General features: G+C 44.1%; 10 protein-coding genes, 12 tRNA genes and 3 rRNA genes. All 25 read left to right on the forward strand.

What is annotated here, in order from left to right; all coding sequences use genetic code 11:
- The first annotated feature begins 21 nt into the window (after positions 1 to 21).
- The 25 genes from LC20001_RS03360 to rpoC all read left to right on the forward strand — a co-directional run bounded on the left by LC20001_RS03360 (position 22) and on the right by rpoC (position 24,574).
- Positions 22 to 1,044 carry a glycosyltransferase family 4 protein gene (locus tag LC20001_RS03360; RefSeq protein WP_010010928.1) on the forward strand — a complete coding sequence of 341 codons (1,023 nt, stop codon included), beginning with the start codon at positions 22 to 24 and terminating at the stop codon, positions 1,042 to 1,044.
- Positions 1,045 to 1,046: 2 nt separating this feature from the next.
- Entirely contained in the window at positions 1,047 to 2,063 is a 1,017-nt protein-coding gene (locus tag LC20001_RS03365) for a lysylphosphatidylglycerol synthase transmembrane domain-containing protein (protein ID WP_010010929.1), read from the forward strand.
- Between the two features lie 170 nt (positions 2,064 to 2,233).
- Positions 2,234 to 2,470: a YkuJ family protein gene (locus LC20001_RS03370; RefSeq protein ID WP_010010930.1), complete on the forward strand. Its 237-nt coding sequence runs from the start codon at positions 2,234 to 2,236 to the stop codon at positions 2,468 to 2,470.
- Positions 2,471 to 2,840: 370 nt separating this feature from the next.
- Entirely contained in the window at positions 2,841 to 4,910 is a 2,070-nt protein-coding gene (locus LC20001_RS03375) for an LTA synthase family protein (RefSeq protein ID WP_056943314.1), read from the forward strand.
- A 618-nt stretch (positions 4,911 to 5,528) separates the two neighbouring features.
- Positions 5,529 to 7,098 (forward strand): 16S ribosomal RNA (locus LC20001_RS03380).
- A 98-nt stretch (positions 7,099 to 7,196) separates the two neighbouring features.
- Positions 7,197 to 7,270 (forward strand) — tRNA-Ile (locus tag LC20001_RS03385).
- 14 nt (positions 7,271 to 7,284) lie between these two features.
- Positions 7,285 to 7,357, forward strand: a tRNA-Ala gene (locus LC20001_RS03390).
- Between the two features lie 158 nt (positions 7,358 to 7,515).
- Positions 7,516 to 10,438, forward strand: a 23S ribosomal RNA gene (locus LC20001_RS03395).
- Between the two features lie 78 nt (positions 10,439 to 10,516).
- Positions 10,517 to 10,633, forward strand: a 5S ribosomal RNA gene (gene rrf / locus LC20001_RS03400).
- The 16S, 23S and 5S rRNA genes sit together here with 12 tRNA genes alongside, the layout of an rRNA operon.
- Positions 10,634 to 10,645: 12 nt before the next feature.
- Positions 10,646 to 10,718, forward strand: a tRNA-Val gene (locus LC20001_RS03405).
- Between the two features lie 3 nt (positions 10,719 to 10,721).
- Positions 10,722 to 10,794: transfer RNA gene (locus LC20001_RS03410), tRNA-Lys, on the forward strand.
- Positions 10,795 to 10,815: 21 nt separating this feature from the next.
- A tRNA-Leu gene (locus LC20001_RS03415) sits at positions 10,816 to 10,897 on the forward strand.
- A 12-nt stretch (positions 10,898 to 10,909) separates the two neighbouring features.
- A tRNA-Thr gene (locus LC20001_RS03420) sits at positions 10,910 to 10,982 on the forward strand.
- A gap of 14 nt (positions 10,983 to 10,996) precedes the next feature.
- A tRNA-Gly gene (locus tag LC20001_RS03425) sits at positions 10,997 to 11,068 on the forward strand.
- Positions 11,069 to 11,078: 10 nt separating this feature from the next.
- Positions 11,079 to 11,164: transfer RNA gene (locus tag LC20001_RS03430), tRNA-Leu, on the forward strand.
- Positions 11,165 to 11,174: 10 nt separating this feature from the next.
- Positions 11,175 to 11,248, forward strand: a tRNA-Arg gene (locus tag LC20001_RS03435).
- 37 nt (positions 11,249 to 11,285) lie between these two features.
- Positions 11,286 to 11,359: transfer RNA gene (locus LC20001_RS03440), tRNA-Pro, on the forward strand.
- 16 nt (positions 11,360 to 11,375) lie between these two features.
- A tRNA-Gly gene (locus LC20001_RS03445) sits at positions 11,376 to 11,447 on the forward strand.
- A 27-nt stretch (positions 11,448 to 11,474) separates the two neighbouring features.
- Positions 11,475 to 11,548, forward strand: a tRNA-Pro gene (locus LC20001_RS03450).
- A 130-nt stretch (positions 11,549 to 11,678) separates the two neighbouring features.
- Complete coding sequence (locus tag LC20001_RS03455; protein WP_010011787.1) at positions 11,679 to 12,149, forward strand: CtsR family transcriptional regulator; 471 nt, start codon at positions 11,679 to 11,681, stop codon at positions 12,147 to 12,149.
- Positions 12,150 to 12,169: 20 nt separating this feature from the next.
- Positions 12,170 to 14,659 carry an ATP-dependent Clp protease ATP-binding subunit gene (locus LC20001_RS03460; RefSeq protein ID WP_010011786.1) on the forward strand — a complete coding sequence of 830 codons (2,490 nt, stop codon included), beginning with the start codon at positions 12,170 to 12,172 and terminating at the stop codon, positions 14,657 to 14,659.
- 145 nt (positions 14,660 to 14,804) lie between these two features.
- Positions 14,805 to 15,728, forward strand: coding sequence for a peptidase U32 family protein (locus LC20001_RS03465; protein WP_010011785.1), 924 nt, complete (start codon positions 14,805 to 14,807; stop codon positions 15,726 to 15,728).
- A gap of 1 nt (position 15,729) precedes the next feature.
- Entirely contained in the window at positions 15,730 to 16,953 is a 1,224-nt protein-coding gene (locus LC20001_RS03470) for a peptidase U32 family protein (protein ID WP_010011784.1), read from the forward strand.
- Positions 16,954 to 17,314: 361 nt separating this feature from the next.
- Positions 17,315 to 20,914 (forward strand): DNA-directed RNA polymerase subunit beta, encoded by a 3,600-nt coding sequence (gene rpoB / locus LC20001_RS03475; RefSeq protein ID WP_003679860.1) that lies wholly within the window; start codon positions 17,315 to 17,317, stop codon positions 20,912 to 20,914.
- 12 nt (positions 20,915 to 20,926) lie between these two features.
- A complete protein-coding gene (rpoC, locus tag LC20001_RS03480; protein WP_003679858.1) occupies positions 20,927 to 24,574 on the forward strand; it encodes a DNA-directed RNA polymerase subunit beta' in 3,648 nt (1,215 codons plus the stop codon).
- Positions 24,575 to 24,669: the final 95 nt, after the last annotated feature.

The raw sequence follows: 24,669 nt of genomic DNA on the forward strand, positions 1-24,669 counted from the left end.
ATAATTGGAGATATAACTAGCATGTTAGACATACACATGTTTTCTACGGCCACTAAGGTCAAGGGACAAGGCGTTGGTAGTGCTTATATGGAGTTAGTCCAGCTACTGCAACGCCATTTTCAAAATGAATTTAAGGTCAGCATTAATCAATATGGTCGTTCAGATATTAGTCATTACCACACGATCAATTTTCGGTTTTTTCTCTCAACTTTTTTCCGGCGCCGAGGCCGTAAAATTGGTTATGTTCATTTTTTGCCGGAAACGCTAGAAGGTAGTTTAACGATTCCGCAGCCGTTTAAAGGGATTTTTTATCATTATGTGATCGCCTTTTATCGGCGGATGGATCACTTAGTGGTGGTTAATCCTAGTTTTATTCCTAAGCTGATCGCCTACCAAATTCCAGCTAACAAAATTACATATATTCCTAATTTTGTGTCGCGTAAGGAGTTTTATCCGCAATCACCAGAACAGATCACGGCGTTACGGCAGCATTATCAGATTCCAGCTGATCAGTTTGTGATCCTCGGTGCGGGACAGATTCAAGAGCGCAAAGGGGTTGACGATTTTGTCGAATTAGCTCGACGTAATCCCGATATTCAGTTTATTTGGGCCGGTGGTTTTTCTTTTGGCAAAATGACTGACGGTTATGAGCGTTACAAAAAAATCGTTGATACGCCCCCAGCAAATTTACGATTTACTGGGATCATCGAGCGGTCGGAACTGATGAACTTTTATAATCTAAGTGACTTATTCTTGCTGCCTTCCTACAACGAGTTGTTCCCGATGTCGGTATTGGAAAGCTTTGCTTGTGGGACACCAGTCTTGTTGCGTGATCTATCTTTGTATCGTGCGATCATTGCCGGTTACTACGTTGCTGCTACCGATGTTGACGATATGCATCAAAAAATCGCTGATCTGCGAGAAAAACCCGCTTCACTGGCTTATATGCAGCAACAAGCTCAGGCGGCGGCTGATTATTATTCAGAAGAGCGTTTGGTGAAAATCTGGCATCGTTTTTACGTTGAACAGGCTAAAGAGGGCTAGCCATGAGTCGAAAAAATATTGCAGTCCTAATTGGGATGTTGCTATTAGGCGGTGGCATTTTTGCCTACGAGTTGCGTACGGTGCGTTTGAGTCAATTATTACGCGAAATTGCACAACTTAATTGGTGGTGGTTATTGGTAGCAGCTGGGTGCATGGGCCTCTATTGGCTGATGGAAGCCTTTGTCGTTAAATTATTACTAAAGGGGCGCGTCGATCATTTTTCGTTTAAAAACGCGTTGCGGATACCGCTAGTTGAGCAGCTATTTAATTCATTGACGCCATTTTCTTCTGGTGGGCAACCGGCCCAGTTGATGGCGTTGATGCAATCGGGAGTCGATGGTGGCCGGGCTAGTTCATTACTATTGATGAAGTTTATTGTTTTTCAAGCAATGGTGTTGATCAACTTCATCTTGACCTTGGTTTTTGGCTTTAAGTTAGTTGCGGCTAAGTTCACTTATCTGGCTTGGCTAGTTGTTTTTGGTTTTCTGATTCACTTGGCGGTCATTACGGGACTACTACTGGTCATGTATTGGTACAATTTCACCAAAGGCTTGGTACGATTATTGTTACGGCCACTACATTGGGTAATGGCTGAGTCACGGGTCAATAAGTTAGAGGCAACTTTAAACCTTAAGATCGATAATTTTTATCGCGAAAGTTTGCGCATCAAAAATCAAACCGGCATGTTGATCAAAGCTAGCATACTGACTTTTATTCAATTGATCTTTTACTATAGCGTGCCGTATTTTGTGTTATTAGCCCTAGGGCTGCAGCCAAGCTTTATGGAAGTTTTAGTGATGCATATTATGATTGTCATGATCATTTCACTATTTCCGATCCCAGGCGGTTCTGGAGGCGCAGAGATCAGCTTCCGTGCGCTATTTGCGACCTTTGTTGTGGTAAATAGTAAATTAGTATTGGCGATGATCCTGTGGCGGTTTATGACTTATTATTTAGGGATGTTTATTGGCATCTTTGCTTTAGTCGTCAAGCCGGATAAAGTGAAAGAAATTGATTAGTGGCTTCGATAATATTAGAATTTCATGAAAAAGGTACCGCTAGAAGTTGGTTTAGTAGGCTATTGACCGAAAAAAACTAATATTTTTGAAATAACTGGCGCTGAAATGCTCACTTGGCCCGATTTTCTGGTATCATTATTGGGTAAAGATCGAATGAAGGGAGTCACGTCATGAAAAGCTCACAGCTAGTTGCGATCATCAGTCGTTTGGAAGCCATGCAGCAAGGTTCTGCGGACGATGAAGTCCGGACTCGCCGCTTTGAAAAAAATGGTGCCGAACGTGGTTTAGTCAGTTTTGACCCACAAACAGAAACTTACGAGTTAGAAGAATTAACTAATCATCAAAAATTTGAGTTCGATGATATTGATCTAATTGCGATGGAAATCTATGATCTGCTTGATGACTAATTAGTCTTCAAACGAATAAAACGAATCGACAGTCGTCAGCAAACTTATGTAGTATGGGTTTGTTGGCGGCTGTTTGTTACCAGATAAATAGGCGATTGAAATGTTTTGTCAATTGTCGCTAAATTATTTTTATTGCTGATTTAGTGTAAACATGGCAAAGAGTAGCTTATTCCGGATAGCTACACAATCCAAACGCTGCTTATTATTTTGCTAGGCTAGGTTCTATAAGCTGAGCTTTTTTAACATTCAGCAGTTAACAATATTAAATATTTCGTGAAGCTCGTGACCAGCAATTGTTTTTCGCAAGTAAATCCAGTATGATTTAAGAGACTTTGAATCGTATTTTATGTGACGGAGGTAAGTAATCATTATGGGGCAAGCTTTAAAGAAAGTGCGGTCGGGACTTAATACACGACTTGGCTTCTTTATCCTCGCAGTCTTACTGTTTAGTATCAAATCATATTTTGCATACAAAACAAAATTCAGCTTAGGGGTCAGTGGCGGGATGCAGGAATTACTGCTAGCGTTTAACCCGCTACCATTTGCTGTATTATTACTAGGACTAGCGTTATACATGCGCGGGCGTAAATCATATTGGTTTATGCTGCTGATCGACGCCATTATGGCGACTTGGCTATTTGCCAATATTCTCTATTATCGTGAATTCTCTGACTTTTTAACGTTTAACTTGATGAAGGGTTCTAGCGCCGTTTCGAATAACCTGAATCAAAGTATTGCTGGAATCATTCATCCGACTGACTTTTTAGTCTTTGCGGATGTGATCTTCTTGATCATTTTGTTAGCTTTCAAAGTGATTCGGATGGATACCAGAGTATTTAAATTGCGTTACGCTGCTTTAGTTTCTAGTTTGGCGGTCTTACTGTTTGGCGCTAATCTAAGCTTAGCGGAAACTGATCGCTCAGGCTTGTTGACCCGCACTTTTGATAATAACTATATTGTTAAATATCTTGGGTTAGAGGCGTACACCGTTTACGATGGGGTCAAAACGACGCAGAATAATGCTACCAAGGCTAATGCGGATAGTTCTGATTTAACCAGTGTACAGAATTTTCTATCCAAGAATCGAGTATCACCGAACGTGGAATACTCTGGTGTAGCTAAAGGCAAGAATGTTTTCATTATTCATTTGGAAAGCCTGCAGCAATTCATGATCGACTACAAATGGGATGGCCAAGAAGTCATGCCTAATATTGACAAACTCTATCATTCATCAGATACGCTAAGCTTCGATAATTTCTATAATCAAGTTGGCCAAGGAAAAACGGCTGATGCAGAAATGATGTTGGAAAATAGTTTATATGGATTACCAGAAGGCTCAGCGATGGTTATGGACGGTACAACTAATACGTTCCAAGCCGCACCAGCTATTTTAGGTCAAAATGGTTATACAACTGCAGCTTTTCATGGTGATGTGCCTAGTTTTTGGAATCGGGATAACACCTATAAATCATGGGGCTATGACTATTACTTCAGTAAGTCTTTCTTCCCGAATGCCGACAAGTCTAGCTATAACTTAGGCTATGGGATGAAAGATAAGATCTTCTTGCGGGATTCAGCACAGTATATCCAGCAACTACCACAACCGTTCTATGCTAAATTGATCACAGTTACCAACCATTACCCATACCTGATCGATTCACAGAACGAGTCGATTAAACCGTTCAATACCGGCGACTCAACTGTTGATTCTTATGTGCAAACAGCACGGTATCTGGATCAGGCGGTTGGAGAACTGATGACTTGGCTGCAAAAAACGGGGTTGGATAAAAACAGTATGGTGGTTCTGTACGGTGATCATTATGGGATTTCAAATAACCATAAACCTGCGATTGCTAAATTATTGGGTAAAAAGAAGGTCACTAACTATGATCTAGCTAATTTCCAGAAAGTACCATTTATGATCCATATGCCGGGGCTAAAGGGTGGAATCAACCACACTTATGGTGGTGAAATTGATGTTTTACCAACGTTGCTTAATTTATTAGGCGTCAAGAACTCGGATACGATTCAATTTGGGACCGACTTATTAGCGACTAATCGCAAACAGACGGTAGCTTTCCGTAATGGTGATTTTGCTTCACCAACTTATACAAAATATAATGGCGATTATTATGATAGTACGGGTAAACAACTTAAAAATTTAACAACAGCGCAGAAAAAGTCGATTGATGATATGCAAAACTACGTCACTAATACGCTATCTGCTTCAGACAAAGTGATCAACGGTGATTTACTACGTTTTTATCAACCAGAGGGCTTTAAAAAGGTCATTAAGGGTGCTTATAACTATAAGAAGTCAGCAGCCTTAAAACAGCTTAAAAAAGCGAATAAAAAGCAATCAACTAGTCTGGTTAGCAAAAATGGCGGTAAATCAACGATGAGCGAATATCAAACTGATGCACCAGAATTAAAAAAATAAAATTTTAACCGATAGATTCTTGATGATCTATCGGTTTTTTTATATCGTGAATAGTCATTGATTAGAGTTACAGGTTCTGGCAAACGATTAATTCCGATTTTTTATGCAAAACTAGCTTAAAAAGTTCGGATATAGGTTATTTGAGCCATATAAATTCATTCTTGACGCTACCGCGAAATGTTGATATAGTATTTGTTGTTGTCAGTTATAGCTCATGTCGTTGAAAAAAGTTTTTAAAACTTTTTGTTGACAGATCTTGCTTAACTTGATAAACTAATAAAGTTGTCACTTGTTGAGTTATTCATTCCTACTTGCATAAAGATGCAGAGGGAAAGCTTGATTTAACAAGGCATAACGAAATCGGAAATAAGCGTTTTGAATATTTATTCAAAAAAGTTCTTGACAAGCTTGGCTCGTCATGATAAACTGATTAAGTTGTGTTGAGCAACAAGGTAGACCTTTGAAAACTGAACAAAGTTTCGACAAATCAAATGTGTAGGGTCTTTATTTTTTACCGGCCTTCGGACTGGTTCGAGATAAAGCAAACATTTGCGAAGTCAATTCAATTTGAATTATAACTCGCTAGCAACAAAATCAATTGAGCAATCAATTTTCATTTTATATGAGAGTTTGATCCTGGCTCAGGACGAACGCTGGCGGCGTGCCTAATACATGCAAGTCGAACGCACTGACGTCGACCGAAGCTGCTTGCAGTGGACGTTGATTGACGTGAGTGGCGGACGGGTGAGTAACACGTGGGTAACCTACCCTTAAGTGGGGGATAACATTTGGAAACAGATGCTAATACCGCATAACCATTCAGACCACATGGTCTGAATGTAAAAGACGGCCTTTGGCTGTCACTTTTGGACGGACCCGCGGCGTATTAGTTAGTTGGTAAGGTAACGGCTTACCAAGACAATGATACGTAGCCGACCTGAGAGGGTAATCGGCCACATTGGGACTGAGACACGGCCCAAACTCCTACGGGAGGCAGCAGTAGGGAATCTTCCACAATGGACGAAAGTCTGATGGAGCAACGCCGCGTGAGTGAAGAAGGTTTTAGGATCGTAAAACTCTGTTGTTGGAGAAGAACAGGGACTAGAGTAACTGTTAGTCCTTTGACGGTATCCAACCAGAAAGCCACGGCTAACTACGTGCCAGCAGCCGCGGTAATACGTAGGTGGCAAGCGTTGTCCGGATTTATTGGGCGTAAAGCGAGCGCAGGCGGTTTTTTAAGTCTGATGTGAAAGCCTTCGGCTTAACCGAAGAAGTGCATTAGAAACTGGAAAACTTGAGTGCAGAAGAGGACAGTGGAACTCCATGTGTAGCGGTGAAATGCGTAGATATATGGAAGAACACCAGTGGCGAAGGCGGCTGTCTGGTCTGTAACTGACGCTGAGGCTCGAAAGTATGGGGAGCGAACAGGATTAGATACCCTGGTAGTCCATACCGTAAACGATGAATGCTAAGTGTTGGAGGGTTTCCGCCCTTCAGTGCTGCAGCTAACGCATTAAGCATTCCGCCTGGGGAGTACGACCGCAAGGTTGAAACTCAAAGGAATTGACGGGGGCCCGCACAAGCGGTGGAGCATGTGGTTTAATTCGAAGCAACGCGAAGAACCTTACCAGGTCTTGACATCCTTTGACCACTGTAGAGATACAGCTTTCCCTTCGGGGACAAAGTGACAGGTGGTGCATGGTTGTCGTCAGCTCGTGTCGTGAGATGTTGGGTTAAGTCCCGCAACGAGCGCAACCCTTATGACTAGTTGCCAGCATTTAGTTGGGCACTCTAGTAAGACTGCCGGTGACAAACCGGAGGAAGGTGGGGATGACGTCAAATCAGCATGCCCCTTATGACCTGGGCTACACACGTGCTACAATGGTCGGTACAACGAGTTGCGAACCCGCGAGGGTAAGCTAATCTCTTAAAGCCGATCTCAGTTCGGATTGTAGGCTGCAACTCGCCTACATGAAGCCGGAATCGCTAGTAATCGCGGATCAGCACGCCGCGGTGAATACGTTCCCGGGCCTTGTACACACCGCCCGTCACACCATGAGAGTTTGTAACACCCGAAGTCGGTGGGGTAACCCTTTTAGGGAACTAGCCGCCTAAGGTGGGACAGATGATTGGGGTGAAGTCGTAACAAGGTAGCCGTAGGAGAACCTGCGGCTGGATCACCTCCTTTCTAAGGAATAATTACGGAAACCTACACGATTTGTTTTGAAACTTTGTTTAGTTTTGAGAGGTTTACTCTCATACTTATATTAATTGGACGCTTTTTTTGGGCCTATAGCTCAGCTGGTTAGAGCGCACGCCTGATAAGCGTGAGGTCGATGGTTCAAGTCCATTTAGGCCCATTTCTAATTAATATGGGGGATTAGCTCAGATGGGAGAGCGCCTGCTTTGCACGCAGGAGGTCATCGGTTCGATCCCGTTATCCTCCATTAACAGCGAGAGCTGTTAAACGTTGTACTTTGAAAACTGGATATTCAATTTCTTTGTAATATATAAACCGAGAATTAACACTGCGTTTTAAAGAGTTTTTTAAGAAAGTATTTCTTAATCGCTAAACTCTAACCGTGATACCGTTAGGTATCAAGTAGGTTAAGTTAAGAAGGGCGCACGGTGGATGCCTTGGCACTAGGAGCCGATGAAGGACGGTACTAACACCGATATGCTTCGGGGAGCTGTACGTAAGCTTTGATCCGGAGATTTCCGAATGGGGGAACCCAGCCAACTTAGTCGTTGGTTACTCATAAGTGAATACATAGCTTATGAGAGGTAAACGTGGGGAACTGAAACATCTCAGTACCTGCAGGAACAGAAAGAAAATTCGATTCCCTAAGTAGCGGCGAGCGAACGGGGAACAGCCCAAACCATGATGCTTGCATTGTGGGGTTGTAGGACTGAACTTTGGAGTTACCAAAGTCGTTGATAACTGAGTCAGTTGGAATGCTGAACAAAACAGGGTGAAAGTCCCGTAAGTCAAATCAACGGCTCTTCGTTCAGGATCCTGAGTACGGCGGAACACGTGAAATTCCGTCGGAATCTGGGAGGACCATCTCCCAAGGCTAAATACTACCTAGTGACCGATAGTGGACCAGTACCGTGAGGGAAAGGTGAAAAGAACCCCGGAAGGGGAGTGAAACAGTTCCTGAAACCGTGTGCCTACAATTAGTTAGAGCCCGTTAATGGGTGATAGCGTGCCTTTTGTAGAATGAACCGGCGAGTTACGTTTGCATGCGAGGTTAAGCTGATAAGGCGGAGCCATAGCGAAAGCGAGTCTGAATAGGGCGTTTAGTATGTAGACGTAGACCCGAAACCAAGTGACCTACCCATGTCCAGGTTGAAGGTGTGGTAAAACACACTGGAGGACCGAACCCGTGTATGTTGAAAAATGCTGGGATGAGGTGTGGGTAGCGGTGAAATTCCAAACGAACTTGGAGATAGCTGGTTCTCTTCGAAATAGCTTTAGGGCTAGCCTCGGAATTGACCATCATGGAGGTAGAGCACTGTTTGGACTAGGGGCCCGTCTTGGGTTACTGAATTCAGATAAACTCCGAATGCCATTGATGAATTATCCGGGAGTCAGACAGTGAGTGATAAGATCCATTGTCGAAAGGGAAACAGCCCAGACCACCAGTTAAGGTCCCCAAATTTATGTTAAGTGGAAAAGGATGTGGGGTTGCATAGACAACTAGGATGTTGGCTCAGAAGCAGCCACCATTTAAAGAGTGCGTAATAGCTCACTAGTCGAGTGACCCTGCGCCGAAAATGTACCGGGGCTAAACATAATACCGAAACTGTGGATGACCACTTATGTGGTCATGGTAGGAGAGCGTTCTAAGGGCGTTGAAGGTTGATCGTGAGGACAACTGGAGCGCTTAGAAGTGAGAATGCCGGTATGAGTAGCGAAAGACAGGTGAGAATCCTGTCCACCGTATGACTAAGGTTTCCTGGGGAAGGCTCGTCCTCCCAGGGTTAGTCGGGACCTAAGCTGAGGCCGCAAGGCGTAAGCGATGGCCAACAGGTTGAGATTCCTGTACTAGTTTATTTTGTTTGAACGATGGAGGGACGCAGGAGGCTAAAGGATCCGCACGATTGGAAATGTGCGGCCAAGCAATAAGTCTTGGTGTGAGTCAAATGCTTGCACCTGTACGGACAAGTTGTGATGGGGAGCGAATTTAAGTAGCGAAGTCCTTGATGTCACACTGCCGAGAAAAGCTTCTAGTGAGAAATAAACTACCCGTACCGCAAACCGACACAGGTAGTCGAGGAGAGTATCCTCAGGTGTGCGAGAGAACTCTCGTTAAGGAACTCGGCAAAATGACCCCGTAACTTCGGAAGAAGGGGTGCTGATCTAACGATCAGCCGCAGTGAATAGGCCCAGGCGACTGTTTATCAAAAACACAGGTCTCTGCTAAATCGTAAGATGACGTATAGGGGCTGACGCCTGCCCGGTGCTGGAAGGTTAAGTGGATGAGTTAGTACTTCGGTACGAAGCCCAGAAATGAAGCCCCAGTAAACGGCGGCCGTAACTATAACGGTCCTAAGGTAGCGAAATTCCTTGTCGGGTAAGTTCCGACCCGCACGAAAGGCGTAACGATCTGGGCACTGTCTCGACGAGAGACTCGGTGAAATTATAATACCCGTGAAGATGCGGGTTACCCGCGACAGGACGGAAAGACCCCATGGAGCTTTACTGTAGCTTGATATTGAGTGTTTGTACCGCTTGTACAGGATAGGTAGGAGCCGTTGAAGCCGGAACGCTAGTTTCGGTGGAGGCATTGGTGGGATACTACCCTTGCTGTATGAACCCTCTAACCCGCGCCACTTAGCGTGGCGGGAGACAGTGTCAGGTGGGCAGTTTGACTGGGGCGGTCGCCTCCTAAAAAGTAACGGAGGCGCCCAAAGGTTCCCTCAGAATGGTTGGAAATCATTCATAGCGTGTAAAGGCATAAGGGAGCTTGACTGCGAGACTTACAGGTCGAGCAGGGACGAAAGTCGGGCTTAGTGATCCGGTGGTTCCGTATGGAAGGGCCATCGCTCAACGGATAAAAGCTACCCTGGGGATAACAGGCTTATCTCCCCCAAGAGTCCACATCGACGGGGAGGTTTGGCACCTCGATGTCGGCTCATCACATCCTGGGGCTGTAGTTGGTCCCAAGGGTTGGGCTGTTCGCCCATTAAAGTGGTACGCGAGCTGGGTTCAGAACGTCGTGAGACAGTTCGGTCCCTATCCGTCGCGGGCGTAGGAAATTTGAGTGGAGCTGTTCCTAGTACGAGAGGACCGGAATGGACATACCGCTGGTGTACCAGTTGTGCCGCCAGGCGCATCGCTGGGTAGCTAAGTATGGCCGGGATAAACGCTGAAAGCATCTAAGTGTGAAGCCCCCCACAAGATGAGATTTCCCATTCCTTTATGGAAGTAAGACCCCTGAGAGATGATCAGGTAGATAGGTTGGAAGTGGACGTGCCGTGAGGCATGGAGCGGACCAATACTAATCGGTCGAGGACTTAACCAAGTAGCATGTACGTAGTGTTAGTTTAAGGGCAAAGAAATGAATATCCAGTTTTGAGAGCGCAACGTTCTCAGAAAGTGGTGTGGTGGCGATAGCAAGAAGGATACACCTGTTCCCATGTCGAACACAGAAGTTAAGCTTCTTAGCGCCGAGAGTAGTTGGGGGAGCACCCCCTGCGAGGGTAGGACGTTGCCACGCACTTTTTCATTTGGAGGTTTAGCTCAGCTGGGAGAGCACCTGCCTTACAAGCAGGGGGTCACAGGTTCGAACCCTGTAACCTCCATTTGAGCCGTTAGCTCAGTTGGTAGAGCATCTGACTTTTAATCAGAGGGTCGACAGTTCGAGCCTGTCACGGCTCATTGCCAGTTTTAAATATTTTTGCGGGTGTGGCGGAATTGGCAGACGCACTAGATTTAGGATCTAGCGCCGTAAGGCGTGGGGGTTCGAGTCCCTTCACCCGCACTCGAGAGTTATGCCGACTTAGCTCAGTTGGTAGAGCATCTGATTTGTAATCAGAGGGTCGGGCGTTCGAATCGTCTAGTCGGCATTAATTGAATACATGCGGAAGTAGTTCAGTGGTAGAACATCACCTTGCCATGGTGGGGGTCGCGGGTTCGAATCCCGTCTTCCGCTTTAATAATATGCCGGGGTGGCGGAACTGGCAGACGCACAGGACTTAAAATCCTGCGGTGAGTGATCACCGTACCGGTTCGATTCCGGTCCTCGGCATTATTATTATGCACCCATAGCGCAATTGGATAGAGTGTCTGACTACGAATCAGAAGGTTGTAGGTTCGACTCCTACTGGGTGCATTGAGCGATTAGCTCATTAGTAACACATAAAAAGTTTCGGGAAATAGCTCAGCTTGGTAGAGCACCTGGTTTGGGACCAGGGGGTCGCAGGTTCGAATCCTGTTTTCCCGATTCACATATTTTTCTTGCGGAAGTAGTTCAGTGGTAGAACATCACCTTGCCATGGTGGGGGTCGCGGGTTCGAATCCCGTCTTCCGCTTGTTTTTTTGTTTAAAAATTGAATTCTCGGGAAGTAGCTCAGCTTGGTAGAGCACTACGTTCGGGACGTAGGGGTCGCAGGTTCAAATCCTGTTTTCCCGATTTATTCAACAGTCTAGTTTATGGGCTGCTTTTTTTTTCGCCCAAAAATAAAAACAACGTATTTCTTTGCAATTTTGGTAAATTCATCTATAATAATAGTCAATATTAGTCAAAGTTAAGGGTGAAGACGATGCAAGGGCGAAATATTTCTGATATTATTGAAGCCTACTTGAAAGAGATTCTGGCAGAGTCGGCGCGTGTTGAGATTAAGCGATCCGAAATTGCGGAGTTATTTAATTGTGTCCCATCCCAGATTAATTATGTGATTAAGACACGCTTTACTATTCAGCGTGGTTATTTGGTTCAAAGTAAACGTGGCGGCGGTGGCTATATCCGGATCGAAAAAGTAAAATTACTTGATGATCGTGATATGCTGGATACAATGATTCAACTGATCGGTGAACAAATTAATCAGCGTGATGCATTGTCATTGGTCCAGAAGCTTTATGATGATCAGGTGATCGAGCGTAAGGAAGCTAATTTAATTTTAGCGGCGACCAGTCGTGAGACACTCGCTGTTGCTGACCGTCAATTGGAGGAGCGGCTTCGGGCGCGTATTCTGATCGGTATTTTGAATCATTTACGATACGAACGTGAGTAAGCGAAAGTGAGGGACGCTTAATGGATAATTTATTTACGCCAAGCGCAAAAAACGTATTAGTGTTAGCACAAGAGCAAGCCAAATACTTCCGGCATCATGCGGTAGGCACTGAGCATTTGTTGTTGGCCTTAGTTATTGAAACTGATGGGATTGCTGGCAAAACTTTGCGGCAGTTATCAATCACTGATGACGATATTCGTGAAGAAATCGAACGTTTTACAGGTTATGGGGCTTCGGCTGAAACACAAAGCGATACCTATCTTCCTTATGCTCCTAAAGCTAAACAGATCTTATCGTATGCTGGTGATGAAGCTAAGCGGATGGGTGCCATGAAAATTGGTACGGAACATATTTTGCTTGGATTATTGCGTGAAGACGATATTCTGGCAGCACGAATCTTAACCAATCTAGGTTTGAGCTTAAGTAAAACTCGACAAATAATTTTGAAAAAATTAGGTGTGACGGATACTGCAGCTAAACGGCGTAATGCGCCACGTGGCCGCCAAGCACAAGGAAATAGCAGCGAAGGGACGCCAACTTTGGATTCATTGGCACGTGACCTAACTCAGCTAGCACGCGAGAATCAAATGGATCCAGTGGTTGGTCGTAGTAAAGAAGTACGTCGATTGATCCAAGTATTATCACGGCGGACTAAGAATAACCCAGTATTGATCGGTGAACCTGGTGTTGGTAAAACTGCCATCGCTGAAGGATTAGCGCAGAAGATCATTGCTGGTGATGTTCCTGATGATATGGCCAAGAAGCGGTTAATGATGCTAGACATGGGGTCCTTAGTTGCTGGGACTAAGTATCGTGGGGAATTTGAAGACCGGTTGAAAAAAGTTATTGATGAAATCTATAAAGACGGGCATGTTATCCTGTTTATTGATGAATTGCATACTTTGATTGGTGCCGGTGGTGCTGAAGGTGCAATCGATGCTTCTAACATCTTAAAGCCCGCATTAGCGCGTGGTGAGATGCAAGTGATCGGGGCAACTACTTTGGATGAATACCAAAAGTACATCGAAAAGGACGCTGCGTTAGAACGGCGTTTTGCAACGATCCAAGTTAACGAACCGACACAGGCAGAAGCAGAAGAAATTTTGCTAGGCTTGCGTAGTCGCTATGAAGAACATCATGGTGTAACCATTACTGATGAGGCCGTGCATGAAGCCGTTGTACTTTCGTCACGTTATATCAGTGATCGTTTCTTGCCAGATAAAGCAATTGATTTGATTGATGAATCAGCTGCATCCGTACGCCTAGATGCAGCAAGTAAGAAGACGCCAGAATCTAAACTGGAAACTGAATTAAATCAGTTAGTTAAAGATAAAGAAGCTGCAATTGAGGCCCAAGATTTTGAAAAAGCAGCTAGCATTCGTGAAAACGAAATGGCTTTGAAAGATAAGTTAGCAACTGAGCAAGCAGCTGCACCAACTAATGGTGTGCGTAAAGACGTTAAAGTCACGCCTGATGATATTGCGACAGTTGTTTCACAATGGACTGGTGTGCCATTGACCCAATTGCAAAAGAGCGAAACAGAACGTTTGATCAACTTAGAAAAGGTTCTGCATAAGCGTGTTATTGGACAGGAAGAAGCAGTTTCGGCTGTTTCACGGGCAATTCGGCGTGCACGCAGTGGTTTGAAAGATCCACAGCGGCCAATCGGTTCGTTTATGTTCCTAGGGCCAACTGGTGTTGGTAAAACAGAATTGGCCAAGGCTTTAGCCGAGGCAATGTTTGGCTCGGAGGATAATATGATTCGGGTCGATATGTCCGAGTATATGGAGAAGTATTCAACCTCGCGGCTAGTCGGAGCACCTCCTGGCTATGTTGGCTACGAAGAAGGCGGTCAGTTAACTGAAAAGGTACGGCAGAAGCCTTATTCTGTAGTCTTACTTGATGAAGTTGAAAAAGCCCATCCTGATGTCTTCAATATTTTGTTACAAGTCTTGGATGATGGTTATTTAACTGATTCTAAAGGTCGGCGGGTTGATTTTCGGAATACGATTTTGATCATGACTTCTAATTTAGGGGCCACTGCATTGCGGGATGAAAAATCAGTTGGTTTTGGTGCCCAAAAGGTTCAGCAAGATTACAAAGCAATGCGTAGTCGTATTTTAGAAGAATTAAAGAAGTCATTCCGGCCTGAATTTATCAATCGGATCGATGAAGTGGTTGTCTTCCATTCCTTAACTAAGCCAGAATTACATCAGATCGTGAAGATTATGGCCAAGAATGTGTTGAAACGGCTGCACGATCAAAATATTGATGTTAAGATTACGCCAGCAGCGATCGATGTGATCGCTAAAGCTGGGTTTGACCCTGAGTACGGGGCACGGCCAATTCGACGTGCCATCCAACAACAAGTTGAAGATCGATTAAGTGAAGAATTGCTTTCCGGTCATATCAAAGTTGGCGAGTCGGTGACGATCGGCGCACGTAAAGGTGAGATCACGGTCAATGTCCGCGACTCAGAAACAGATACGACGCCGACCGTTAAAGCTTAAATTGTAGTAATGAAAGTTGTCGCGTAGTTTACGACAACTTTTTTTGTGGCTTCAGATCATGAAATAGTGGTAACGCCTAATTCTTTTTTCATTTCGGCTGTGGTATGCTGAAACCATATATTGATGAGAGAAAGAAGCGAATTTTTTGATTAATCTGATTGCAACTGCAGCTTCGCGTAAGCAAGCAAGCCAACTGCTAGCTGCAGGTATTGATACATTATACGTAGGCGAGGATTATTTTGGCTTACGTTTACCACATAGTTTTGAACGTGCGGAACTAACAGAGCTCGTTGATCTAGTACATCAAGCTGGCAAGAAAGTGACAGTAGCGGTCAATGCGTTGATGCATAACGACCGGATCAATAAAGTTGGTGATTACCTCTACTTTTTAGCTGAGTTAAAAGTGGATCAGATCACAGTCGGCGATCCTGGCGTTGTTTATTTATTACAGCAAGAAAAATTACCGCTGCAATTTATTTACGATAGTGAAGTGCTGATGACTAGTTCGCGACAAATTAATTTTTGGGCGCGCCATGGTGCTATTGGTGCAGTTTTGGCCCGTGAAGTACCTTATGGTGAATTGGTCAAATTAGCGCCAGAACTAAAGATTCCGGCAGAGGTCCAAGTTTATGGGGCAACTTGTATCCATCAATCGGGCCGTCCGTTAGTTCATAACTATTTTAGTTTTGTTCAGGAACATCAAGATCGGGCTGATCGTCAACGTGGCTTGTTTGTTTCTGCACCACACAAACCGGAAACACATTATTCAATTTATGAAGATATTAATGGGACACATTTGTTTGCCAACAATGATCTTAATCTGATGGGGAAGTTACCTCAACTGCAAACATTAGGGTTAACTAATTGGAAGCTTGATGGTTTGTTTGCCGGTGAAGCTGAATTTGTAACGATTGCAAGGCAGTTCGTTCAGGCTAAGCAGGCGTTATCTGCTGGTGAATGGACGCCAGACCTAGCCGCGACACTAAGTGCAGCCGTTGTTGCGCAACAACCAGCCGAACGTGGTTTAGATACTGGTTTTTATGATATAGATCCAAGTGAGGTGCAATAATATGCGAGTAATTACAGATAAACCAGAAGTTTTAGCACCAGCGGGAACGTTGGAAAAATTAAAAGTGGCCATCAATTATGGAGCCGATGCGGTTTATATTGGCGGTGATGCTTATGGACTACGATCACGTGCAGGTAATTTTTCATTTGATCAGATGCGTGAAGGGGTAGCATATGCTCAGGCACACAATGCCAAAGTTTACGTGGCGGCTAATATCGTTGCCCATGAAGGTGATACCGCTGGAGCAGGTCAATTTTTCCGGACATTGCGCGATATTGGCATCAGCGCAGTGATCGTATCTGATCCTTCATTGATCGAGATCGCAATCACTGAAGCACCTGGCTTACCAGTGCATTTGTCCACACAGGCTTCAGCGACTAACTATGAAACCTTGAACTTTTGGCAAGCAGAAGGCTTAGAGCGTGTTGTCTTAGCACGTGAAGTGGGTATTGAGGAGATCAAAGAAATGCGGCGCCATACTGACGTTCAGATCGAGGCCTTTATTCACGGTGCTATGTGTATCGGCTATTCGGGGCGTTGTGTGTTGTCGAATCATATGTCGATGCGCGATGCTAATCGTGGTGGTTGCGCACAGAACTGTCGCTGGAAGTATGATTTATTTGAAATGTCTGGTGGCGAGAAACAGTCACAATTGGAAAATGGCGAGGCTTTTTCAATGAGTGCCGTTGATATGGCGATGATCGAACATATTCCAGATTTGGTTGAAGCCGGAGTTAATAGTTTTAAGATCGAAGGCCGGATGAAGTCGATCCATTACGTCTCCACGGTGGCAAATGTTTATCGGCAAGCAGTGGACAGTTATTGTGCTGACCCTGATCATTATGTTTTGAAGCGTGAATGGGTCGATGAATTATGGAAGGTTGCACAACGAGAAATGTCAACTGGCTTCTATTATGGCACGCCAACGGCTGATGATGAATTATTTGGTAAGCGGCGTAAACGGCCACAGTATGGGTTCGTCGGTGAAGTTTTAGATTATGATGCTGAACGTAAAGTGGCCATCGTGCAACAACGGAATAATTTTGGTGTTGGCGACAAAATTGAATTCTACGGACCGCACTTTACCCATACAGAGCAAGTGGTTGAACGTTTATGGGATCAAGACAATGATATTTTATATCGCGCCCCGGATGCTATGATGATCTGTCAACTGCCAGTTAAACAACCGGTTAAGGCAGGCGATATGATTCGGAAACAGCGGTAATGTATGTTCAATCAGTTCGTGCAATATGCTGATATCTGAGATTTTCGTTCCAAAAATCAGCAGTAGTAGGCTGCATTTTATGATCTGAGCGCTTTTGAAAACACTTTGGGTTGACAATCTTTAAATAGGCGTGTAAGATAAGAATTTGCTAAAAACTGTGGAATAGTCTAGCCTGCGATCTATTGTCCGTAGGCGGCATATATAGAAAAAAACAAAAGTAGTCGACAAATATCGAATGATAGCGTCCTATTTTTGGTTTTTTTTTGCCGAAAAACGACTCAGATTAGCAAATGTAATTTTTATTTAATATTTGTAACAGTAATGTCATATTACGCTAGACGCTACAGAAACCATAGAAGGAGTGAACAATTTGGCAGGCCATTTAGTTAAATACGGTAAACACCGCACTCGTCGTAGTTATTCACGAATTAAAGAAGTGTTGGATCTCCCTAACTTGATCGAGATCCAAAGTAATTCGTATAACTGGTTCTTGGACGAAGGCTTGAAAGAAATGTTCAACGATATCATGCCAATTGATGATTTCGCTGGCAATTTGTCCTTAGAATTTGTTGATTATGAATTATTAGAACCTAAGTATACGGTGGAAGAAGCTCGGCAACATGATGCCAACTACTCTGCACCATTACACGTTACGTTGCGTTTAACTAACCATGAAACTGGCGAAATTAAATCACAGAACGTTTTCTTTGGTGATTTTCCGTTAATGACCGACCAAGGTACCTTTATTATCAATGGTGCTGAACGGGTTATCGTTTCCCAGTTAGTTCGTTCACCAGGGGTTTATTACAACAGTGAAGTGGATAAAAATGGTCGTACAATTTATGGTACAACTGTTATCCCTAACCGTGGTGCTTGGTTAGAATTAGAAACTGATGCTAAAGATATTTCATATGTTCGAATCGACCGGACACGTAAGATTCCGATGTCTGAATTAATTCGTGCTTTAGGCTTTGGTTCCGATGACGATATTATCGGCATGTTAGGTAATAACGAAAGCTTAATGTTAACGATGGAAAAAGACGTCCATAAGAATGCGGACGATTCGCGTGTTGAAGAAGCCTTAAAAGATATCTACGAACGACTACGCCCAGGTGAACCAAAAACTGCCGATAGCTCACGTAGTTTATTGAATGCGCGCTTCTTCGATCCGAAACGTTATGATTTAGCAGCGGTTGGTCGTTACAAGATCAACAAAAAGTTATCCTTAAAAACACGCTTGTTGAACCAAACTTTGGCGGAAACATTAGCTGATCCAGATACTGGTGAAGTTATTGCCCAAAAGGGTGATGTAGTTGATCGTCAAGTAATGGAAAAATTAAGCCCATACTTGGACCGTGAAGACTTTATGACCACCACTTACACACCATCTGATGAAGGTGCAGTTACAGATCCAATGACGCTACAAACAATCAAGGTTGAATCAAAACGCAATCCTGAAACAGTTGTACCGATCATTGGTAATGGTCATATTGAATTAAGCTGGAAACATATTCGTCCTGCCGATATTATTGCTTCAATGAACTACTTCTTGAACTTACAAGAAGGTATTGGCTCAACCGATGATATCGACCATTTGGGTAACCGGCGTATTCGTTCAGTTGGTGAGTTATTACAAAATCAATTCCGAATCGGGTTATCACGGATGGAACGTGTGGTTCGTGAACGGATGTCAATTCAAGACACTAGCACAGTTACACCGCAACAGTTGATCAACATTCGGCCAGTTGTCGCTTCAATCAAAGAATTCTTTGGTTCTTCACAATTGTCCCAGTTTATGGATCAAACGAATCCATTAGGTGAATTAACGCATAAGCGTCGTCTATCAGCCTTAGGCCCTGGTGGTTTAACTCGTGATCGTGCCAGTTATGAAGTCCGGGATGTGCACTACACCCATTATGGTCGTATGTGTCCAATCGAAACACCTGAAGGTCCTAACATTGGTTTGATCAATAGTTTGGCTAGTTACGCCGTTGTTAATAAGTATGGTTTTATTGAAACACCATATCGCCGTGTTGACTGGAATACACATAAAGTTACTGATAAGATCGACTATTTAACTGCCGATGAAGAAGATAACTATGTTGTTGCTCAGGCAAACTCGTTGCTAAACGAAGACGGCTCATTTGTTGATGACACCGTATTGGCTCGTCGTGAAGAAGATAACTTGGAAATTTCCGTTGATCGTGTCGATTACATGGACGTTTCGCCTAAACAGGTTGTCGCTGTTGCTACTGCCTGCATTCCTTTCTTGGAAAACGATGATTCTAACCGTGCCTTGATGGGTGCTAACATGCAACGTCAGGCCGTTCCTTTGATCAATCCACATGCACCATTAGTTGGGACTGGTATGGAATATAAAGCGGCTCATGACTCAGGGACTGCTGTTGTTGCTAAGAACGCTGGTACAGTTGAATATGTTGATGCTAAACAAGTTCGTGTTCGGCGTGAAGATGGTTCATTAGATAAATATGATTTAATGAAATATCGTCGTTCAAACTCAGGTAAGAGTTATAACCAACGTCCAATCGTTAAACTTGGCGATCATATTGACGTTAGCGAAATCTTAGCTGATGGTCCAGCCATGGAAAATGGGGAACTTGCCTTAGGTCAGAACCCAATTATTGCCTTCATGACTTGGAATATGTACAACTATGAAGATGCAATCGTCTTATCCGAAAAATTAGTTCGCGAAGATGCTTATACGTCGATCCATATTGAAGAATATGAATCAGAAGCACGTGATACTAAATTAGGACCTGAAGAAATTACCCGTGAAATTCCTAACGTCGGTGAAGATGCGTTGAAAGACCTCGATGAATTCGGGATCGTCCGCATTGGTGCTGAAGTTAAGGATGGCGATTTGTTAGTCGGTAAGGTGACACCTAAAGGGGTTACGGAACTTTCTGCAGAAGAACGGTTATTGCATGCAATCTTCGGTGAAAAAGCGCGTGAAGTCCGTGATACGTCACTCCGTGTACCTCATGGTGGCGGTGGGATTATCCAAGACGTTAAGATCTTTACCCGTGAAGCTGGTGATGAATTATCACCTGGTGTTAATATGATGGTTCGTGTTTATATCGCCCAGAAACGTAAGATCCAAGTCGGCGATAAAATGGCCGGCCGTCATGGTAACAAAGGGACGGTTTCAATCGTTGTCCCTGAAGAGGATATGCCATTCTTACCAGATGGTACGCCAGTTGATATCTGCTTGAGCCCAATGGGTGTGCCTTCCCGTATGAACATCGGTCAGGTGATCGAATTGCATTTAGGGATGGCCGCACGTAATTTAGGTATTCATGTAGCAACACCTGTCTTTGATGGTGCACAGGATCAAGATATCTGGGCAGCCGTTAAGGAAGCCGGCATGGATGACGATGCGAAGTCAGTTCTTTATGATGGCCGCACCGGTGAACCATTTGCTAACCGTGTTTCTGTCGGGGTTATGTACTACATGAAGTTAGCCCACATGGTTGATGATAAGATGCATGCTCGTTCGATTGGACCTTACTCATTAGTTACGCAACAACCATTAGGTGGTAAAGCCCAATTTGGTGGTCAGCGTTTCGGTGAAATGGAAGTTTGGGCCCTTGAAGCTTACGGTGCAGCTTATACCTTACAAGAAATCTTGACTTACAAGTCTGATGACGTGGTTGGTCGTGTCAAGACCTACGAAGCCATTGTCAAAGGTGAACCAATTCCAAAACCAGGTGTTCCGGAATCATTCCGTGTCTTGGTCAAAGAATTACAATCACTTGGTCTAGATATGAAAGTCTTAGATGCTGACAAGCAAGAAATTGAATTACGCGACATGGACGATGAAGACGATGAAGTCGTTAGCGTCGATGCTTTGAGCAAGTTTGCCAAAGAGCAAGAAGCACAAAAGGCAAAGAAGGCTGCAGAAGAAGCAGCTAATGCTAGCGGCGACAGCGACAACAAATAGGAGGTCAGCTAAGTGATAGACGTCAATAAATTTGAGAGTATGCAGATTGGTTTGGCATCTCCCGATAAAATTCGTAGTTGGTCTTATGGCGAAGTAAAAAAGCCTGAAACGATCAACTACCGGACACTCAAACCAGAGCGTGATGGTTTGTTCGACGAACGTATCTTCGGACCAACCAAAGACTGGGAATGTGCCTGCGGTAAGTACAAACGGATCCGTTACAAGGGGATCGTCTGTGACCGTTGTGGTGTCGAGGTTACCCGCTCTAAAGTACGTCGTGAACGGATGGGTCATATTGAATTAGCTGCCCCCGTTTCACATATCTGGTACTTCAAAGGTATCCCTAGCCGGATGGGCTTAGTTTTAGACATGAGCCCACGTGCCTTAGAAGAAATCATTTATTTCGCATCATATGTCGTTATCGATCCTGGCGACACAGTATTAGAAAAGAAACAATTACTGACTGAACGTGAATATCGTGAAAAATATGACCAATATGGCAAAGGCTTCAAAGCAGCAATGGGCGCTGAAGCCATCAAGGAATTATTAAACGATGTTGACCTTGAAAAAGAAGTCGGTGAATTGAAGGAAGATTTGAAGACTGCCCAAGGCCAAAAGCGGACACGTGCCGTTCGTCGCTTGGACATTTTGGAAGCTTTCCGTCAATCTGGTAATGAACCAAGTTGGATGGTTATGGATGCAATTCCTGTCATTCCACCTGATTTACGGCCAATGGTTCAGTTGGAAGGTGGTCGTTTTGCGACTTCCGATCTGAACGACTTATACCGGCGGGTTATTAACCGGAATAACCGTTTGAAGCGTTTATTGGACTTAAATGCACCAAATATTATCGTACAAAACGAAAAGCGGATGTTACAAGAAGCCGTTGATGCGTTGATCGATAATGGTCGCCGTGGCCGTCCCGTAACGGGTCCTGGTAACCGTCCATTGAAGTCACTTTCCCATATGTTAAAGGGTAAGCAAGGACGTTTCCGTCAGAACTTGTTAGGTAAGCGTGTCGATTATTCTGGTCGTTCGGTTATTGATGTCGGCCCTACCTTGAAGTTCTATCAATGTGGTTTACCACGTGAAATGGCGTTGGAATTATTCAAGCCATTTGTTATGCGCGAATTGGTTAAACGCGAATTAGCTTCTAACATTAAGAACGCTAAGCGTAAGATCGATCGCCGTGATGATGATATCTGGGATGTTTTAGAAGACGTGATCAAGGAACATCCAGTTCTATTGAACCGCGCACCTACATTGCATCGTTTGGGTATTCAAGCGTTCGAACCTGTCTTGGTTGATGGTAAGTCAATTCGTTTACACCCATTGGCTTGTGAAGCTTATAATGCCGATTTTGATGGTGATCAGATGGCGATCCACGTGCCTTTATCTGATGAAGCACAAGCAGAAGCTCGTTTGCTGATGTTAGCTGCCCACCATATCTTGGCACCTAAAGATGGTAAGCCAATCGCAACACCTTCACAGGACGTTGTGCTAGGTAACTACTTCTTAACTTCTGAAGAAGCAGGGGTTATCGGTGAAGGTATGATCTTCAAAGATAGCAATGAAGTTTTGATGGCCTTACAAAATGGTTATGTGCAATTGCATACTCGGATCGGTTTGGCAACCAACTCATTACCTGACAAACCATTTACGCCAGAACAACGGCAAAAAGTGATGTTGACATCAGTTGGTAAAGTCATGTTCAACGAGATCTTGCCAAAGGATTTAGTTTACTTGAACGAACCAACTAATGGTAACTTGATGGAAGGTATCGACGACAAATTCTTTGTTGAACCTGGTACTGACGTTAAAGCTTTGTTAGCTGATCGTGATTTGATTGCACCATTTGGTAAAGGCTTCTTAGCTGATATCATTGCCCAAGTCTTTAATGTTTATCGGGTAACGGAAACTTCTGAACTACTTGATCGGATGAAGACTTTAGGTTACACGCAGGCAACCAATTCTGGGATCACAGTCGGTGTCGCCGATGTCAAAGATTTACCAGAAAAACCTGCTTTGGTGGCTGATGCACATAAACAAGTTGCAACGATCACTAAGCAGTTCCGTCGTGGTTTGATCACCGATGAAGAACGTTACCAACGTGTTATCGGCGTTTGGAACGGTGTCAAAGATCAGATCCAGAAACGACTAATGGACAACATGCCAGCTAATAACCCAATCTTCATGATGAGTGATTCTGGTGCCCGTGGTAACGTGTCTAACTTTACACAGTTAGCCGGTATGCGTGGCTTGATGGCCGCACCTAATGGTCAGATCATGGAATTGCCTGTCATTTCTAACTTCCGTGAAGGCTTATCCGTCATGGAAATGTTTATCTCGACCCATGGTGCCCGTAAAGGGATGACCGATACGGCGTTGAAGACCGCTAACTCCGGTTACTTAACTCGTCGTTTGGTCGATGTAGCTCAGGATGTCATCATTCGTGATGAAGACTGTGGTACTGATCGTGGTTTAGATGTTTCTGCCATTACAGAAGGTAACGAAGTGATCGAACCGTTATACGATCGTCTCTTAGGTCGTTATACGATGAAGTCAGTCTTTAATCCTGAAACTGGGGCAGAAATCGTTGGTAAGAACGTTATGATCGACGAAGTCATTGCACAACAAATTATTGATGCTGGCGTTAAAACTGTCACAATTCGTTCGGTCTTCACATGTAACACTGAACATGGTGTCTGCAAGTATTGTTATGGTCGTAACTTGGCAACTGGGGAAACGGTTGAAGTTGGTGAAGCAGTAGGTACTGTCGCTGCGCAATCAATCGGTGAACCTGGTACTCAGTTAACCATGCGTACATTCCATACCGGTGGTGTTGCCGGGGGCGATATTACCCAAGGGTTGCCGCGTGTGCAAGAAATTATGGAAGCACGTAATCCTAAAGGTTTGGCGACTATTACTGAAGTTACTGGTGAAATTACGGCAATCGATGAAAATCCTGCTGATCACACGAAAGAAATCACGGTCCAAGGTGAAACGGATACGCGGACTTATAGCGTACCATTTACCGCACGTGTACGAGTTCAAGAAGGCGACTATATCCATCGCGGTGAAGCTTTAACTGGTGGTTCAATTGATCCTAAACAGTTATTGCAAGTTCGCGATCGGCTTTCAACGGAAATCTACATGTTACGTGAAATCCAACGTGTTTACCGGTCACAGGGTGTTGAAGTGTCTGATAAGCATATGGAAGTTATGGTTCGGCAGATGTTACGTAAAGTTCGGATCATGGATCCAGGCGATACCGACATCTTACCTGGTACTTTAATGGATATTGCCGACTTCAAACGTCAAAACTATAAGACTTTGATCTCCGGTGGTATTCCTGCGACTTCACGGCCAGTCTTGTTAGGGATTACTAAGGCAGCCTTGGAAACAAATAGTTTCTTATCTGCGGCTTCCTTCCAGGAAACAACGCGTGTCTTAACTGATGCGGCAATTCGTGGTAAAAATGATCCATTACTTGGTTTGAAGGAAAATGTTATTATCGGTAAGATTATTCCTGCTGGTACTGGTATGGCGAAGTATCGTCATATGGAACCAAAAGGCGTCGGTGCCGTATCACAAAATGTCTACTCAATCAGTGATTTAGAAGAGAAGATGGCAAGTGATAACAAGGACCAATCCAAATAAAGTAAATTAAGAGAGCGACTTTTGAACTGCAGTAATGCAGCGCAAAAGTCGCTCTTTTGTATAGCTAAAATATTAAAGGACTGGAAACGCCTTCG

Origin of the sequence: Loigolactobacillus coryniformis subsp. coryniformis KCTC 3167 = DSM 20001 (genome assembly GCF_002706425.1) — a bacterium.
GTDB classification, from domain to species: Bacteria; Bacillota; Bacilli; order Lactobacillales; family Lactobacillaceae; genus Loigolactobacillus; species Loigolactobacillus coryniformis.